This window comes from Wolbachia endosymbiont (group B) of Longitarsus flavicornis, assembly GCF_964028135.1.
Taxonomy (GTDB): Bacteria; Pseudomonadota; Alphaproteobacteria; order Rickettsiales; family Anaplasmataceae; genus Wolbachia.
Map to the genome: position 1 here is coordinate 331,733 of NZ_OZ034758.1, position 17,185 is coordinate 348,917.

Annotated in this window: 13 protein-coding genes and 4 pseudogenes; 13 read left to right on the forward strand and 4 right to left on the reverse strand. The window is 35.0% G+C overall.

The window, feature by feature from the left end; translation table 11 throughout:
* Positions 1–71: 71 nt before the first annotated feature.
* The gene (locus tag ABWU45_RS01615) at positions 72–1,391 is read right to left on the reverse strand and encodes a dihydroorotase (protein ID WP_353278734.1); all 1,320 of its coding nucleotides are present in this window, start codon (positions 1,389–1,391) and stop codon (positions 72–74) included.
* Positions 1,392–1,707: 316 nt separating this feature from the next.
* Between ABWU45_RS01615 and ABWU45_RS01620 the strand changes: the two genes are divergently transcribed.
* The 12 genes and pseudogenes from ABWU45_RS01620 to argS all read left to right on the forward strand — a co-directional run bounded on the left by ABWU45_RS01620 (position 1,708) and on the right by argS (position 14,223).
* On the forward strand, positions 1,708–2,655 hold the full coding sequence (locus tag ABWU45_RS01620) for an IS110 family transposase (protein WP_264375505.1): 948 nt from the start codon (positions 1,708–1,710) through the stop codon (positions 2,653–2,655).
* 194 nt (positions 2,656–2,849) lie between these two features.
* Complete coding sequence (locus ABWU45_RS01625; RefSeq protein ID WP_353279064.1) at positions 2,850–3,056, forward strand: gpW family head-tail joining protein; 207 nt, start codon at positions 2,850–2,852, stop codon at positions 3,054–3,056.
* Between the two features lie 26 nt (positions 3,057–3,082).
* Positions 3,083–4,114, forward strand: a complete 1,032-nt coding sequence (locus tag ABWU45_RS01630; RefSeq protein WP_353278736.1) for a YhcG family protein — start codon at positions 3,083–3,085, stop codon at positions 4,112–4,114.
* Positions 4,114–5,512: pseudogene (locus ABWU45_RS01635) on the forward strand (phage portal protein). Before ABWU45_RS01630 ends, ABWU45_RS01635 begins: the two are co-directional and overlap by 1 nt.
* Positions 5,512–6,591, forward strand: coding sequence for a S49 family peptidase (locus ABWU45_RS01640; RefSeq protein WP_353279065.1), 1,080 nt, complete (start codon positions 5,512–5,514; stop codon positions 6,589–6,591). The pseudogene ABWU45_RS01635 and the gene ABWU45_RS01640 overlap by 1 nt, the downstream one beginning before the upstream one ends.
* Positions 6,584–6,956 (forward strand): annotated as a pseudogene (locus ABWU45_RS01645) (head decoration protein). The gene ABWU45_RS01640 and the pseudogene ABWU45_RS01645 overlap by 8 nt, the downstream one beginning before the upstream one ends.
* 43 nt (positions 6,957–6,999) lie before the next feature.
* Positions 7,000–8,004 carry a major capsid protein gene (locus tag ABWU45_RS01650; RefSeq protein WP_353278738.1) on the forward strand — a complete coding sequence of 335 codons (1,005 nt, stop codon included), beginning with the start codon at positions 7,000–7,002 and terminating at the stop codon, positions 8,002–8,004.
* Positions 8,005–8,145: 141 nt separating this feature from the next.
* On the forward strand, positions 8,146–9,423 hold the full coding sequence (locus ABWU45_RS01655) for an IS4 family transposase (RefSeq protein ID WP_353277926.1): 1,278 nt from the start codon (positions 8,146–8,148) through the stop codon (positions 9,421–9,423).
* A 178-nt stretch (positions 9,424–9,601) separates the two neighbouring features.
* A pseudogene (locus ABWU45_RS01660) lies at positions 9,602–10,426 on the forward strand (IS4 family transposase); the annotation flags it as partial.
* Between the two features lie 10 nt (positions 10,427–10,436).
* Positions 10,437–10,955, forward strand: a complete 519-nt coding sequence (locus ABWU45_RS01665; protein ID WP_353278740.1) for a hypothetical protein — start codon at positions 10,437–10,439, stop codon at positions 10,953–10,955.
* An 87-nt stretch (positions 10,956–11,042) separates the two neighbouring features.
* Positions 11,043–12,170 carry a hypothetical protein gene (locus ABWU45_RS01670; RefSeq protein WP_353278741.1) on the forward strand — a complete coding sequence of 376 codons (1,128 nt, stop codon included), beginning with the start codon at positions 11,043–11,045 and terminating at the stop codon, positions 12,168–12,170.
* 346 nt (positions 12,171–12,516) lie between these two features.
* Positions 12,517–14,223: an arginine--tRNA ligase gene (gene argS, locus ABWU45_RS01675; RefSeq protein WP_353278742.1), complete on the forward strand. Its 1,707-nt coding sequence runs from the start codon at positions 12,517–12,519 to the stop codon at positions 14,221–14,223.
* Positions 14,224–14,285: 62 nt separating this feature from the next.
* On the opposite strand, the gene ccmA is transcribed toward argS, so the two are convergent.
* Positions 14,286–14,909, reverse strand: coding sequence for a heme ABC exporter ATP-binding protein CcmA (ccmA, locus tag ABWU45_RS01680; RefSeq protein WP_064085635.1), 624 nt, complete (start codon positions 14,907–14,909; stop codon positions 14,286–14,288).
* A gap of 3 nt (positions 14,910–14,912) precedes the next feature.
* Positions 14,913–15,344 carry a hypothetical protein gene (locus ABWU45_RS01685; protein WP_264682413.1) on the reverse strand — a complete coding sequence of 144 codons (432 nt, stop codon included), beginning with the start codon at positions 15,342–15,344 and terminating at the stop codon, positions 14,913–14,915.
* A 408-nt stretch (positions 15,345–15,752) separates the two neighbouring features.
* Here ABWU45_RS01685 and ABWU45_RS01690 point away from each other — a divergent pair, with 408 nt between their 5' ends.
* On the forward strand, positions 15,753–16,571 hold the full coding sequence (locus ABWU45_RS01690; protein ID WP_353278745.1) for a hypothetical protein: 819 nt from the start codon (positions 15,753–15,755) through the stop codon (positions 16,569–16,571).
* A 179-nt stretch (positions 16,572–16,750) separates the two neighbouring features.
* On the opposite strand, the pseudogene ABWU45_RS01695 reads toward ABWU45_RS01690, so the two are convergent.
* A pseudogene (locus ABWU45_RS01695) lies at positions 16,751–17,071 on the reverse strand (IS4 family transposase); the annotation flags it as partial.
* Positions 17,072–17,185 lie beyond the last annotated feature (114 nt).

A 17,185-nucleotide genomic window follows, 5' to 3' on the forward strand; every position in this document is an offset into this window, starting at 1 on the left:
AGTGGCTATATTTTACCACTTATATTAAATCTTTACAATTGATTGAAATTGAGAGCACAATTGTATAATAACTAACTCTTCTGTAAATATACAGTTTTGCCAGACACAACGGTACGTACTACGTGCCCTTTTACTTTGCGTCCATCGAAAGGGGAATTCTTTGATTTACTAGCAAAGTTGTCAACTTTAATTTCCCATTCATGATCCAAATCAACTAAAATTAAGTCCGCTACAAGGTTTTTCTGTATGCGGCCACGTGGCATATGTATGATATCTGCAGGCTTATATGTCAATTTTGCAAGCACATCAAGTAGACCCATTTGTCCACTATGATATAGTTCAAGTGAAAGGGGCAGCATTGTTTCAAGGCCAATAATACCAAATGCAGCATTTTCAAGTGGCAGATCTTTAGAACTAAGATCATGCGGAGCATGATCGGTTGCAATGCAATCAATCACACCTGTCTTTAAACCTTCAATCATAGCTAAACGATCCTCTTCAGTGCGAAGCGGCGGGTTCATTTTTGCGATTGCTCCGTGTTGTTTTACTATATCTTCAGTTAAAGTAAAGTGATGAGGAGTTACTTCACACGTAACATTTAATCCCAAATCTTTTGCACGTTTAATAGCATCAAGTGAATCTTTTGAAGAGACATGTAAAATATGGTAGTGTACATTTTCTATGTTCTTCATTAGCAGTATATCACGAGTTACCATAACCGATTCCGATGCACTCAAGATTCCCTTTACTCCCAATTCTTCAGAAATCTTACCCTCGTTAATTACGCCACCAGCAGATAGATTCAAATCCTCTGCGTGTTGAGCAATAGGAACACCAAGCATACTTGAATAAAGCAGTGCCTGTCTCATAATCATTGGATTCATAACTGGCATACCATCATCGGTGAACCCAACTGCACCTGCTTCCTTTAAGAGTGCCATTTCAGTTAATTTTTCTTCCGAAGTGGTGATTTTAGCGTAAAATTGAACATTCACATGCGAAGTTTCAAATGCTCTATATTTCAAATACTTAGCGAAGACAACACTATCAATCGCTGGAACAGTGTTTGGCTGGCAAACTACAGTTGTAACGCCCCCTGCAGCTGCAGATTTGCTGCCTGTATGTATAGTTTCTTTATGCTCTTGACCTGGTTCACGAAAATGTACGTGAATGTCAATAAGGCCTGGCATTAGAACAAGCCCTTTACAGTCTATTATTTCATCAACTCCACTTGTTGAAAATAATGATTCGCCAAAATCAACAATTTTACCCCCTTCAGTCAATAATGAACCTTTTATATCAAGTTTAGTTTCCGGGTCAATAATACGAGCATTGGTATACGCAATTTTATAGCCTTCCTTTTGCCCTGTCTGCAATAAATTCCAAATCATATTTGAGTATCGATTATAAAATAAATCTAAAGTTTTTTTAGTAAAATACAACCAAATTAAAGTGATGATATAAAACTAGCAATAAAGAATATTGTAAGTTGAAAATGTGATATAAAAGAGGATAAGAGGGAAAGATAGCCCTACTCACTATAGGAATAGGACTATCATGGGCGTGTGCGACCGGAAGAATATTGGTACTACAACCGTTTAAATCAAGGTACACTAGCCCATCTCTCGATACGTTTGAATAGTTGCTTGGGACATATATATGCACCCGTTTACAATCTTAAATTAACTAAAACTATCGAGGTTTATTATGGTTACATCTTATCAAAATTTTATTGGCATTGACATCGGAAAATTTAAAAATGTCGTTGCAATTCACAAACAGAAGAACGCTGTCAAATTTGACAATGATTCTGATGGTTGGCAACAATTATTTCAAAAGTTTTCAGATATTCTACCTAATTCTTTAGTAACTTTGGAAAACACAGGAAAATATGAGCTTGGTTTGTCACATTTTCTTATTGACAAGAATATTGCAGTACATCGAGCTAATACTCGTAAAGTAAAAAGCTTTATCTTGTCTCACGGAACTGTAGCAAAGTCTGATAAATCAGATGCGAGGGCTCTTGCTCAATATGGATTTGAACGCCATAGAACTCTCTCTCTATTTGTACCTACATCAAAAGAACAATCAACCCTGGTTGCACTTTGTCAACGTCGTGATGACATTACGCAAATGAGAGCTCAGGAAAAGTGTAGACTGGAAGCTCCTGAAAATGATCATATAAAGAAAAGTTGTCAGAAGACCATTGAATTTTTCGATAGTCAAATAAACGAACTCAATGATACTATACAAAAAATTATTGATAGAAGCCATGAACTACAACAACGTCAAAAAATCCTTAAAACAGTTTCTGGAATAGGTAAAAAGCTATCACAAGATTTTCTGTGTTTAATGCCAGAGCTTGGTTACTTAAGTAGAAAAGAAGTAGCAAGTCTTGCCGGAGTTGCACCTCATCCTAGGGAAAGTGGTAAAACTGTTGGTTACCGAAGGATTATAGGAGGTAGAAGTAATATTCGTTCAAAGCTCTTTACATCTGCCATGTCTGCTGCAAGGTCCAAATCTGCACTTGGCACCTTTTATTCTAAGCTTGTTGAAAGTGGTAAGAAGAAGATGGTAGCTATAACAGCTCTAATGCGTAAAATTATAGTAATTGCTAATGCAAGGCTTAAAGAGGCAATTAATTTGAATGTTTAAAAATTTACATAGCAGTAATTGAAATGAATATTGTGCGTCCACACAAACTTAAAGTGCTTGTTCACATAGCTTAAACGGAAATTGTTGCAGTAGCTGTTTTGATATAGAATTCTGTTTCTATGACAAACGGGTTTTTATTATCTATATGGTTGGGTAAAGTTGCAAAATTATACAAATGAAAAATTAAAAAAAACATAGTTGATTTAGAGCAAGTAGAAAAAGCAATCAAGAAACTGCAAAGCGGAGAAAGAGTTGTCTCAATTGCTTATGGTGATCATGTTGTGAGATATGCTGAAGTCCAGATAAATGACTTGCTAAGCTTAAGACAACGTATTAAAGCTGAACTGAAAACCGTAGCCAAAAGAAAGATTATTTTTTCAACGAGTAAAGGGATCATATAATGATAAAAATCGTTGAAAGGAACCATATGACAAAAATTATAGCAAAAGAATATACAGAATTTTTAGAGCAGCTCAAAGAACAGATTGCTACTAGTCGTTATAAAGCAGCAAGGACAGTAAATAAAGAGCTGCTACTACTCTATCATTATATTGGAACGCAGATTCTAGAAAAACAAAAGAATCAAGGTTGGGGATCCAAAGTAATTGAGCAGTTAAGTAGAGACTTAAGGGCTGAGTTTCCAGAAATGAAAGGTTTTAGCACAAGAAATCTAAAATACATGAAGCAATTTGCAAGGGAATATCAAGATATTGAATTTGTGCAACAACTTGTTGCCCAATTGCCATGGGGACATAATGTATTTCTGATGGACTTAGTTCGGGACAAAGAAGCGAGGCTATTCTACATAAAAGAAGCTATAGCACATGGCTGGTCAAGAAACATCATGGTAATGCAGATTGAACTTGGGTTGCATAAACGTCAGGGAAAAGCTATCACTAATTTTAAAGAGAAGCTACCTTTGCCTCAATCAGATTTAGCGCATTACACATTAAAGGATCCATATATTTTTGATTTTTTAAGTATAGGAAAGGATGCTCATGAAAGAGAAGTAGAAAAAGGGCTTGTAGGGCACATGGAGAAGTTTTTGCTAGAGCTAGGGGAAGGATTTGCATTTGTTGGTAGGCAGTTTCACTTAGATGTTGGTGATGAAGACTTCTTTGTTGATTTATTGTTTTACCATCTGAAATTACGTTGTTTTATAGTAATTGAATTGAAAGATAATAAGTTTAAACCAGAATACGCTGGTAAAATGAATTTCTACTTATCTGCAGTAGATAATTTACTCAAGCACTCAACAGATCAACCGTCTATAGGATTAATCCTATGTAAATCGAAAAATAACGTGCTTGCTGAGTATACATTGCAAGATATGACCAAACCGATAGGCCTTGCTGAATATCGAATAACTGAAAACCTACCAGAGGAGATAAAAACAGCGCTACCAACAATAGAAGAGCTAGAGGCTGAATTATTGAAAATTTCAGATAAGGAAAAGTAATGCTATTAAAGTCATTTAAACAATTATTTGGTAAGCCAAAAATCAAAAGTTCAGCCTGGGATGCATCTGGCTCAGGAAGAAGGGTAATGTATTGGCAACCGGAGAAAAGTAATATAAATAGCTTACTCTCTCAAAGCCTTGAGCACCTGCGTAGTCGATCACGTGATATGGTAAGGAAAAACCCCTATGCTGCAAATATAATTGATACAATAGTAAGTAACTCTATTGGAACAGGAATAAAACCACAATCAAAAGCAAGAGATGGAGAATTTCGAAAGAAGGTGCAAGAATTATGGCTAAAATGGACAGATGAAGCAGACAGTAGCGGAGTAAGTGATTTTTATGGATTACAAGCTCTAGTATGTAGAAGTATGATAGAGGGAGGAGAATGTTTTGTACATTTAAGAACGAGAAAGCTGGAAGATAGATTTTCTGTACCACTACAACTGCAAGTACTTGAGTCTGAACATTTAGACAATAAAACAAATCAAACTTTAGCAAATGGTAATGTAATAAGAAACGGGATTGAGTTTTGGGCAAAGAGAAGCATATTACTTATTTAGAGAACATCCAGGCGAAGGCTCATTTGGAGAATCAGTAAGAGTACCAGCAAATGATGTTTTACATATCTATAAACCACTGAGACCTGGGCAAATTAGAGGAGAGCCATGGCTTTCGAGTATACTGCTAAAGCTCTATGAACTTGATCAATATGATGATGCAGAATTAGTACGAAAAAAGACTGCAGCAATGTTTGCAGGGTTTATTACGAGACTTGATCCAGAAGCAAATATTTTAGGAGAAGGTGAAAGTAATGAGCAAGGAGTAGCACTATCTGGCCTAGAACCTGGTACTATGCAACTACTTGATCCAGGTGAGGATATAAAGTTTTCAGAGCCATCTGATGTAGGAGGAAGCTATGAAGCATTTATGAGACAGCAACTCAGGGCAATAGCAATAGGCACAGGAATAACATATGAGCAGCTAACAGGAGATTTAACAAGCGTTAATTATTCATCCATTCGGGCAGGGTTGATAGAGTTTCGCAGAAGGTGCGCAATGTTACAGCATAACGTGATAGTGTTCCAGTTTTGTAGACCTATTTGGAGTAGATGGCTAGAGTTAGCAGTACTTTGTGGAGAACTGAGTATAGATGAAAAAGTAGTAAAAGCAGCGAAAGAAGAAGTAAAATGGATACCACAGGGATTTGATTGGGTGGATCCGCTAAAAGATCAGCAAGCACAGCAAATGGCAGTAAGAAATGGATTTAAGAGTCGATCAGAAGTAGTATCAGAAATGGGTTACGATGTTGAAGAAATAGATCAAGAAATAGCAGAAGATCAAAAGCGTGCAAATAGTCTCAACTTAATGTTTGACTCTGATTGTAAAGGATTATGATGCTCTTAGGAAAACCATTAATGCTTGAACCAAGGAGTTTTGAGCTGCTATCGTTATACAAAGAAAAACAGCCAATTTTCAAAAATCACTCCATCAAAAGTAACGTAGAAAGAACTGCAATTATACCAATTCATGGAATTTTAACTAAAAAACCGGGTGCGTTTGATGAAATGCTCGGGATGACATCATATGAGCAAATAGAAGTACAAGTAAAGCAAGCATTAGAAGATAGTAGTATAGAGACTATTTTACTGGACATAGATAGTCCAGGAGGAGAGGTAAACGGTGTATTTGATTTAGCTGATTTTATTTACGAATCAAGATTAAAAAAGAGAATTGTGGCATTAGCAAATGATGATGCATACTCTGCTGCATATGCTATAGCTTCAAGCGCTGAGAAGGTATTTGTGAGTAGAACTTCAGGAGTAGGAAGCATAGGAGTAATAGCAAGTCATATAGATCAAAGTGGGTTTGATGAAAAACAGGGAATAAAATATACGACAGTATTTGCAGGAAGTAGAAAAAATGATTTAAATCCACATGAGCCAATAACTTCTGAGAGTTTAGAAAACCTAAAAAGCGAAGTGAATCGTTTATATGGAATGCTGGTTGAGCTAATAGCACGCAATAGAAACCTTTCTGTAGAGGCAATCAAATCAACAGAAGCAGGGCTATATTTTGGCGAGAAAGCAGTAGAAATAGGTCTTGCAGATGGAATTACAATTCTTTCAGAGTTTAAATATATTAATAAAAACAGGAGTATTACTATGAACGAACAAACTATAACTGACCTAAAAGAAGAAACTAATAATTTAACTAAGTATCGTACTGAAGTTCTTGAATTAATACGTTTATGTAATATATCAAAGATGCCAGAGAAAATAGGAGAATTTATTGAGCAGAGTGTAAGTGTTGAGCAAGCAAGGGAAGTTTTAATGGAATTACTTGCAGAAAGAACAAAGAAGACAGAGATAATAAGTACAATACCACAGAATTCAGGAGAAGAGTTGATGATGCAGGTAGCGAAAAGTCGTAGGCATTTAAAATATATAACAAAAGGAGAAAAGCAAAATGAGTAGTATAACAGAACAAAATAACCTTGGTGATCTTCTAAAATATGAAGCATCAAATTTATATTCACGAGATCAAATAACTGTTGCCAAAGGACAGAATCTCAAGCTTGGTGGCAGTAGTTGCTAAAAAGACTGAAGATGGTTTTATTAGGGTCTTAAATCTAACAGCAACCGATGGCACACAAACGGCAATAGGAGTAATTTCAAGTGATGTAAACGCAAAGGAAAATGCTAAAGGAGTAATTATTGCTCGCGGTGCAATGCTAGCAGATCATGCAGTTGTATGGCCAGCAAATATCACTGAAGAGCAGAAAAATGCAGCAATAAAGCAACTTGAAACACGAGGGATCATTATCCGTAAAGCAGTCTAAAGCTATATTAAACAATAAAAAACACAAAGGGGGAAAAGAAAAAATGCAAAATCCATTTACAAATACAGCATTTAGTATGACGGCACTAACTAATGCGATGAATATATTGCCGATAAATTATGGACGGGTTGAAAATTTAAATTTATTTCCAAGTAGGTCAGTAAGATTTAGACATATTACCATAGAAGAGCAAAATGGAGTATTAAGTTTACTACCAACGCAAGTACCCGGAGCACCAGCAACAGTAGGAAAAAGAGGAAAAAGAAAGGTAAGAACATTTACGATTCCACATATTCCGCATGATGATGTAGTGTTACCAGAAGAAGTACAGGGAATAAGAGCATTTGGATCAGAAAGTAAACTTAAAGCGCTGGCAGATGTAATAACTGACCATTTGCAGCTAATGAGAAATAAACATGCAATAACGTTGGAGCATTTGCGTATGGGAGCGCTGAAAGGAATAATTCTGGACGCAGATGGCAGTGAATTGTTAAATCTGTACAACGAATTTGAAATAACACCAAAAGTAGTAAATTTTGCACTGGGAGCAGCGATAACTGATGTAAAACGTAAGTGTCTGGAAGTATTGAGGCACATAGAAGATAATCTAAGTGGTGAATATATGACAGGAATTCATGCTTTAGTAAGCCCTGAGTTTTTTGATGCACTTACTTCTCATGCTAAAGTGAAAGAAGCATATGAGAGATGGCAAGAAGGAGCAGCGCTAAGAAATGATATGAGGTCAGGATTTACGTTCTGTGGAATAACGTTTGAGGAATATAGAGGACAAGCAACTGATCCTGAAGGAACCGTGAGAAGATTTATAGAAAGGGATACGGGGCACTGTTTTCCAGTAGGAACAGCAAGCACATTTACAACATATTTTGCACCAGCAGATTTTAATGAAACAGTGAATACTCTTGGACAGCCACTCTATGCAAAACAAGAGCCAAGAAGATTTGATAGAGGGACTGATTTGCATACGCAGTCAAACCCTCTGCCAATGTGCCACCGTCCAGCAATACTAGTCAAGATCGTTGCAACATAGGTAGAGCAAATATAAAGCGGTGTGAGGCAGAAGAATGCTTCACTGCCATTAAGTTAAGGAAAAGTGATGAACTGTATTATAAAATCAGGTAAGATTCACAAATTAAAAGAAGTAATGACATGAGTAAAAAAAAGAATAATCATGTTTATAAAAAATAAATTGATGAGTTTAAACTTTATAAACGCACACAGAGCATCCTCAAAAGACTTCTCACGAAAAAGAAAGCTGCCCTTCGTTAATGTATTTCTCCTGATTTTTAGAAAGAGTGTAAAGTCATTACAAGTGATGCTTAATGAGTTTGTTCTGCATACAAGAAAAGATTATACAATTACGGCAAGTGCATTTACTCAAGCAAGAAAGAAGCTAAAACATACTGCGTTTTCAGAGTTAAATGATGATATAGTTTCCCTATACTACCAAGATCAGGAATTTAAAACCCACCATGGCTTCAGAGTACTTGCATTTGATGCTTCAATACTGATTCTGCCAAAGAGCGACAAAATAATAGGTGAGTTTAGCTCAAGAGCAGTATGGAATGGAATCCAGAGATTTGAAGACTATACAAGTGCAACCTTTGAAGTTTGCTACGATATGCTAAATAATATTGCAATAAAATCTGTGCTAAGTAGAGGTGACAGCTATGAGGTTGATTTAGCAATCGGTATGCTTGAATCCATAAAATCAGACGATTTGTTAATCTGTGATAGAGGATACGTATCTTATCGATTTCTTGCTGAGCTTACAGGAAGGAAAATCAATTATATAATTCGCTGTTCAAGTTCGTCTTTCAATGAAATAAACGCTATGTTTAAGCCGGAAAGCCCATCTAGTACGGTGGTAGTGTCTACCGCACCTATTAAAGTAGCAAGACAGCTACGAAAGCTAGGATTACCTGATGAGATGAAATTCAGGTTAGTCAAAATAATACTTTCTTCTGGCGAAGTTGAAGTGTTAGTAACATCTCTGTTAGATGAGAAACGTTTTACAGTTGAAGAGTTTGAGAGATTATATTACTTGCGCTGGGGAGTAGAAACATTTTTTTCTAGGCTGAAGGGAAGATTAAATTTAGAGAATTTCACAGGAAAAAGTATTGAAACTATCAAGCAGGATTTTTGGTCAACTATCTTCATCAGTAATCTAGAAAGTATCATGATAGAAGATGATGAAGAGACATTGAGCTCACAGAATAGTAAACTAAAAAAAAGCATCAATAAATCTGTCTCATTTAATGCGATTAAAAACTTAGCCTTTGATATTTTTTCTACAGAGTCAGACATAGACTGCATTATGGATCGACTATCACAGTTATTTTTGATGAACACTTTAGTGGTGAGAAAAGGGAGAAGAGTTGATCGTCATAAGATATCTGATATTCGTTCACTCAACTACCAGAAAAGAGCTAGAAAACATGTGTTTTAAATTCAAGATATCTTTTCAGTATCATTGCATTAGTACATTCTTTGCAAAATAACCTGCAATTATTACTTTTTTAAATAACTTGCACTTTTCAGACTCCCTTTTCTTAAAAATTCACCCTAGTATTTACCATAATTATCAATCACTTCAAATTTTTTGTCCAATCTTAACTTCTCTTTCCCTTAACTTAATGGCAGTGAGATCAGACCAGGGATATAGGAAACATTTAAGTAATATATTAAGCAATGATTTGCTAATATCTGATCTCGGTTATTTTGTGCCAAGTTCTTTTAAACAAATCAATGAAATAGGAGCTTATTTCATAAGTCGTTATAAATCCGATACCAACATATATGATGTAGAAACAAATCAAAAAATGGAGTTATTAGAATGTTTAGAGGATAAGTTATTTTTAGAAAACGAGGTATTGTTAGGAAAAGAAGCAAAAATTAGAGTAAGAATTATATGTCAGAAACTAACTGAAGAACAGTCTATGGCCAGAAGAAGGAAAGCTAATAGATTAGCAAGATCGCAGGGATATACATCCTCTAAAAGAAATCAAAAATTGTTGAACTGGTCAATATTTATAACTAATGTTCCAGAAAATAAAATTAGTGCTGAGCAAGTATTAACGATTTACAGAGTAAGGTGGCAAATTGAGTTATTATTTAAATTGTATAAAAGCCATATCAGGCTTGATAAGCTAAAAGGAAAGCCATGCAGAGTATTATGTGAACTATATGCTAAATTGTGCGCAATTCTTATATTTCACGGCATGGTTGGTTGCACAGAAGTGAAAAAGAATACAGAACTTAGCTTAACAAAGGCATTTATTGAGCTAAAAAGGCGGGTTAGAGAGTTATTTTTAGTATTAACCAAAATTAATAGTTTAAAAGCATTTCTTAAAAAACTCACTATAACTTGGTCGCGATTTTCATTAAAAGACAAACGTAGAAGGGCTAGAGTATCCACTTTAACCTCTCTAAATTTGCTCACAATCTCTTAACTTGACGCGTATGGCTTGCACAACTGACCCACGGTACCATAATAATTTTGGTCCACATTGTCATAACTACTTTAACCCACATTGCCATGACCACTTTGATCCGTGTTGTGATAGACTCGAATTAAATATACAGCTTCCTGATATAAAAATACCTCCTTGTCCTGATGTAAAATGTCCTGAGGTAAAAATACCTCCTTGTCCTGAGTGTCCTGCTTGTCCAGAACCTAAAAAACCAATTGACTTTTCAAAGCTTTCAATAGTAGTTGATGCAGTTTCTGGAGAGATTAAAGATGCCATTACTAAGAAATCTAGTGGTTTAATGTTTGCAAAATGTAAAGAAATTATTGATAAAAGTGACAACAATCTTGAAATTGGTCCAGACAATCGTATCAAAGGACAATGTGATAGTAATCCTGAATGCAAAGCTTGTGTGGATGCGATAAATGCTTCTATAATAGATACGCGCACAGAATCAGCATTTTCTCCTGAACAAATGTCAGTACCAGAAGGTATTGTTTATATTATATGAAAGTAATGAAGGTGTATACATTGTTAGTATACACTTCTATTTTATGTTAACTTTTTAGTAACCTTTATTTATTAATGGAGCAATTTTATGTTAAAGAACACTTCCCCTTATTCAAATAATAGGCATGTAAGTCATATACGTCAACTGCCACATATATTGAAAATTAATTTACATACAAGGCTAGATGATGGTAAAGACCCTAAATCCAAGATTGATGATAAAACTAAGAATGAACTGAAAGAAAAGATTAAAAATGAACTAGAGAAAGATCTTAAGTTTGAGATTGGTGATAAGACTAAGGATGAACTGAAAGAAAAGATTAAAAATGAACTAGAGAAAGATCTTAAGTTTGAGATTGGTGATAAGACTAAGGATGAACTGAAAGAAAAGATTAAAAATGAACTAGAGAAAGATCTTAATTGTAAGATTGATGATAAGGCTAAGGATGAATTGATAAAGGAAGTAGAAGAAAAAATAGACAAAGAATTAAGGGTAAAGTTAAATTGTGACATATTAAAAACGTGTAACCTTGAAGAGAAAACTAGAAAAATATTTGACGAAGGTGAGTGTGACCGAAAAGGATGTGACAACAGCAGAAAAGATGGTAACTATATTGAAGTAACTCAGAATGGTAAGCTTTATATAAGAGAGGCATTAAATAAAATTTACCCTGACTTAAGTGCAGACATTATTGACAAAATTAAAACCGATGATTATTATGTAAAACAACTTGGTATAGCAGCAACTAACTGCGATAAGAATGGCATGGAATACCCTTTTATCACTTGGAGAGGAAGTATGAATGCAAATTGCATGACTATTCCTCCGAATAGTCTTTGCAAAGAATCTTATAATGTACGCCAAATTGGTGACAGGAATGATTGGCCTGATTGGTATGCATCTTGTAAAAATCACGTATTTTCTGACGATGCTTATTTAACTAACACAAGAGCATATTACTACCCTGACAGCATTGACAAAAATAAGCCGGTGGTAGTACTTTCTCAAAGTGAATCACTGATTGTTGCTGACAAAAAAACAGATAGACTTATAAAAAAAGATGGGACAATAAGTAATAAAACTTTTGATGAATGCAGAGCATTTTTTGATCAGGAGGGAAACGTAACTGATTGTACAGAAGACAGAAGAGATTGTGAACTTTGCAAAGAAGTAATTTGGTATTCTTCAGAGGTAGTGCCAGTGTTTTTTATATAAATGATATTTTGAACAGGGAATGGTATAAGCTTATACGATTTTGATACATGTGCCATTAAAGAAAAGACTGCAAGATTAGGCTTTTGCATAACCATATGAAAAACCAATAGCCCATTCTTCTTTGTCATTCCAGCGTTACGCGTTGGAATGACAGAGCTATAGGTGTTATCCAAGTAGCTGACACGGAGCAACACGTCATACCACCGCGGCCGCTAACTAGTAGCGGAATGACAGTTCTTCAAATTGTCGGTAAACCTAAGTCACTTTAGCTATAGATTACATCAGATAACCCTTCAACTCCTTCCATTTATCAACTATACTGCTATAGATTTTAGCAGTATAATAAATGAACATTTTCAAGCAGGTTTCCTCTCTAATTTCCAGCAAGTTAAATGAGTTGAAGCAAAGGGGTATTATAAGCACGAATGCAACAAACTTTATTGTAGAACCTCCGAGCAATAGAGCGCATGGAGATATTTACACAAATGTTGCTATGGTGCTTGCAAAGCATGAAAAAAAGAATCCAGTTGAGATTGCAGGGATCTTAGCAGAAGAATTTAAATCTTTTGATGAAGTTGCAAAAGTGGAAATAGCAGGTCCTGGGTTCATCAATATGCACTTGAAAATGGAAGTATGGCATGGGATTTTAAAGCAAATAAATGAGCTAAAAACGGAGTTTGGCACTCTCAACATTGGAAACAATCAGGCCATCAATGTTGAGTTTGTATCCGCAAATCCAACTGGGCCACTACATATTGGTCATGCAAGAGGGGCAGTGTTTGGTGATGTTTTAGCAAATTTGCTAAAGAAAGTTGGTTATAAAGTTACTAAGGAGTACTATATCAATGATGCTGGAGCGCAGATAGATACGCTAATTCGGTCAGTATATTTGCGGTATAAGGAAGCTCTGGGAGAGAAAATTAGCATCGAAAAAGGTTTATACCCAGGTGAATATTTAAAGCCAATAGGGAAGGGGCTAGCTAAAAAATATGGAAAGGAGCTTAGATCAGAGGAAGATAATCGAGTAATTAGAGAATATACTTTAAGTTCTATCTTAGAACTCATAAAGGAAGACATGAGCTTGCTTGGAGTCAATCATGATATTTTTACTTCAGAGTATGAGCTACAAAAAAATGGCAAAATCGAAGAGAGTATAAAGATATTATCTGATAAGGGTCTTGTGTATGAAGGATACTTGGAGAAACCAAAAGGCAAAGAAAGTGAAAGTTGGACTTCCAGAAAAGAAATGTTATTTCGCTCTACAACATTTGGTGATGATGTTGACCGCGCACTAAAAAAAGAGGATGGTAGCTGGACTTATTTTGCATCGGATATTGCTTACCATTTTGATAAGATATCACGTGGTTTTAACAATATGATCGTAGAGCTCGGCAGTGACCATGGCGGTTATATTAAAAGGCTTAGAGCAGTTGTCTCTGCGCTCAGTGATGATCAAGCAAAGATAGAGGTAAAACTGCATAATATTGTGAATTTCTTCGAAAATGGCAAACCTGTTAAGATGTCGAAAAGATCAGGAAATTTTCTTACAGCTAGGGATGTAGTGGAAGAGGTTGGCAGGGATATAACTCGTTTTATAATGTTAACACGCAAGAATGATATGGTCTTGGACTTTGATTTTGCTAAAGTTAAAGAACAGTCAAAAGACAACCCTATTTTTTATGTGCAATATGCGCACGCCCGTGCTCATTCGTTAATGCGTAATGCTCCAAAAGAGCTCCCAACAGCAGACCCTTCACTTTTAAAGACAGATGGGGAGCTATTCCTCATAAAAACCTTAGCAAAGTGGCCAGATGTGGTAGAAATATCTGCAAGGCTTTGTGAGCCACATAGAATCACTTTCTACTTACTTGAAGTTGCAGAAGCGTTTCACGTTTTATGGGGATATGGCAAAAGTGATTTAAATATGAGGTTTATACTGGAGAATAACTTAAATTTCACCGCTGCAAGAATGTTTCTCGTCCAAGCCTTAGCACACGTCATTGCTTCTGGACTTTCGATTTTTAATATAGAGCCTTTGAAAGAGATGAGTTAATTTTAATGCGTAATATTAAATGTGATAATAAATTATTGATGTAAATACAATAAGGCCAAAAATTATACAAGAGGTCTGTTAAAATCACGTATGTCGATTGTCTTGAAGTCACACAATTGTTCTGTAGAGCTATGTCCTGTAATAATTACTGTACCGTTCTGCTCAGAGCGTATTGAGATTAGGTTCAATACTAATTCACATGTTGTGCTATCAAGATTACAGAATGGTTCATCTATCAGCCAAATGTTTGCATTAGAAATTAAAAGGCGAGCAAGCGCAACTCTTCTTTTCCAGCCTGCAGAAAGTTCACCATATCTAATGTTAAATACAGGCTGCAACTCTAAACAATAAGCAGCTGCCATAACTGATTCTCTAGTGTTCCGTATTCTTGCCCAGAATTCTATGTTTTCACCAATTGTTAAACTATCTTTACAGGCGTTTTTATGTCCTACGTAAACCATGGAAGATATAAAGGATTTTGGATCATCATATATGTCTTTTCCGCAGTATCTTATATTGCCTGATACTGGTGGTAAGAGTCCAGATAAACTTCTGATTAAGCTGGTTTTGCCGCTACCATTTGGACCAGTGATTAAGATTTTTGATTTTGGCTCAGCTTTAAAATTGAGGTTTTTAAATAATACTTTGTTATTACGAGCACAGGATAGATTTTTACATTCAAGCATGGATTATCTGCCTTTTCCTTTATATTTACCCTTAGTTGAAGACTGAGCTTTTATAAATAGCTCCCAAAATCCTTTCTTATCACCTTCTCTGTTTATCAATTGTGCAAAATGTTTCATTAAACTATTACCCATCATAACCATCTTTGTCCATTTACCTAACGGTTTTGCTATATCAACTATTTCTAGATCTTCTTTGTAAACTTGCATATTCTTTTGTTTCTCCCTTAGCATTTCCTGTTGTTTCATCAACTCTTTTTGCTTATTTTTTTGATACAATTCATTAAATCTTCTATTTTCTTCCCACTCTTCTTTGAGAACTTTTAGAGGAAATATAATTTTTCTAATATGATTTTTGTATATTTTTCTCAAAAAGAGAAATACTGCAATTATAGTAAGTAATATCGTGCTATATGTAATGATTTGTCCGAACGGCATTTTTATACTCAGCTTATTGGCAAGCGGTATTTACAATTATACCATAACTATAGAAATTTTACAATTTTTTTCTGGATAAAGATAGTAGACTAAAAATTTCTAAAGGACAAAAGCAACGTATTTACGTACAGGCTATCAACTACTACACTCAAAACTGACAAGTGTTAATCATTGGAGAGTAGAGGAATCACGGCTCTCTAATGAATAAAGATGGACTGTGTCAAGCTGGTGAGTAAGGTGGAAATTGAAAGAAAATCTAATTGTTGGTTATCATGCTAGATCTACTTGGCTTATAATAATTTCTGAGTTAACCTTAGATTTCCTGAGCTGTGGTTTCTTTTACCCATGTTGAATTCCTAGCTTTTATACTCTAATTTAATTCCAGTTTTGACTGTATAGGATGTCACAATGTCAAACAATATCTATAGCGATCAAGTTAATAATAGTAATTTATATGCCAACAAACTTTTTTATGGTGAAGAGGGTGAGCAAGTCGAAAATCTAGGAGATCAGGTTGCGGGAAAAGAGGATGATAAATCAGAAGAAGATTTACTTCGTGACTGTAGAGATGAAACTAAGAAGGCAAAAGATAAGTTAATGCAGTGTAAAAAAGATGCTGTGGAATCACAAAGAGAAATTACACAATTAGAAGCAGAAGCTAGTGAATTAAAGTCACAGGTTCAAGAAGAAAGAGAGAAGGTAGAACAAACTAAGAATGAAGCTAAAGCAGCAAAGGCAGAAGTTGATGAGTTAAAATTACAGGTTCAAGAAGAGAAAGGGAAGGTAGAACAAACTAAGAATGAAACTGAGGCAGCAAAAGCAGAAGTTGATGAGTTAAAATTACAGGTTCAAAAAGAAAGGGAGAAGGTAGAACAAACTAAGAATGAAGCTAAAGCAGCAAAAGCAGAAGTTGATGAGTTAAAATTACAGGTTCAAAAAGAAAGGGAGAAGGTAGAACAAACTAAGAATGAAGCTAAGGAAGCAAAAGCAGAAGTTGATGAGTTAAAATTACAGGTTCAAGAAGAGAAAGGGAAGGTAGAACAAACTAAGAATGAAACTGAGGCAGCAAAAGCAGAAGTTGATGAGTTAAAATTACAGGTTCAAAAAGAAAGGGAGAAGGTAGAACAAACTAAGAATGAAGCTGAGGCAGCAAAAGCAGAAGTTGATGAGTTAAAATTACAGGTTCAAAAAGAAAGGGAGAAGGTAGAACCACTGCCATTAAGTTAAGGGAAAGAGAAGTTAAGATTGGACAAAAAATTTGAAGTGATTGATAATTATGGTAAATACTAGGGTGAATTTTTAAGAAAAGGGAGTCTGAAAAGTGCAAGTTATTTAAAAAAGTAATAATTGCAGGTTATTTTGCAAAGAATGTACTAATGCAATGATACTGAAAAGATATCTTGAATTTAAAACACATGTTTTCTAGCTCTTTTCTGGTAGTTGAGTGAACGAATATCAGATATCTTATGACGATCAACTCTTCTCCCTTTTCTCACCACTAAAGTGTTCATCAAAAATAACTGTGATAGTCGATCCATAATGCAGTCTATGTCTGACTCTGTAGAAAAAATATCAAAGGCTAAGTTTTTAATCGCATTAAATGAGACAGATTTATTGATGCTTTTTTTTAGTTTACTATTCTGTGAGCTCAATGTCTCTTCATCATCTTCTATCATGATACTTTCTAGATTACTGATGAAGATAGTTGACCAAAAATCCTGCTTGATCAACTATGTTTTTTTTAATTTTTTGAGTTTAGTTTTATTACAACTCTTGTTTATAATTTTGTATTTCTACTCAACTAAAAAATGTATTTTCGGCAATAAAAAATCTAATTTATT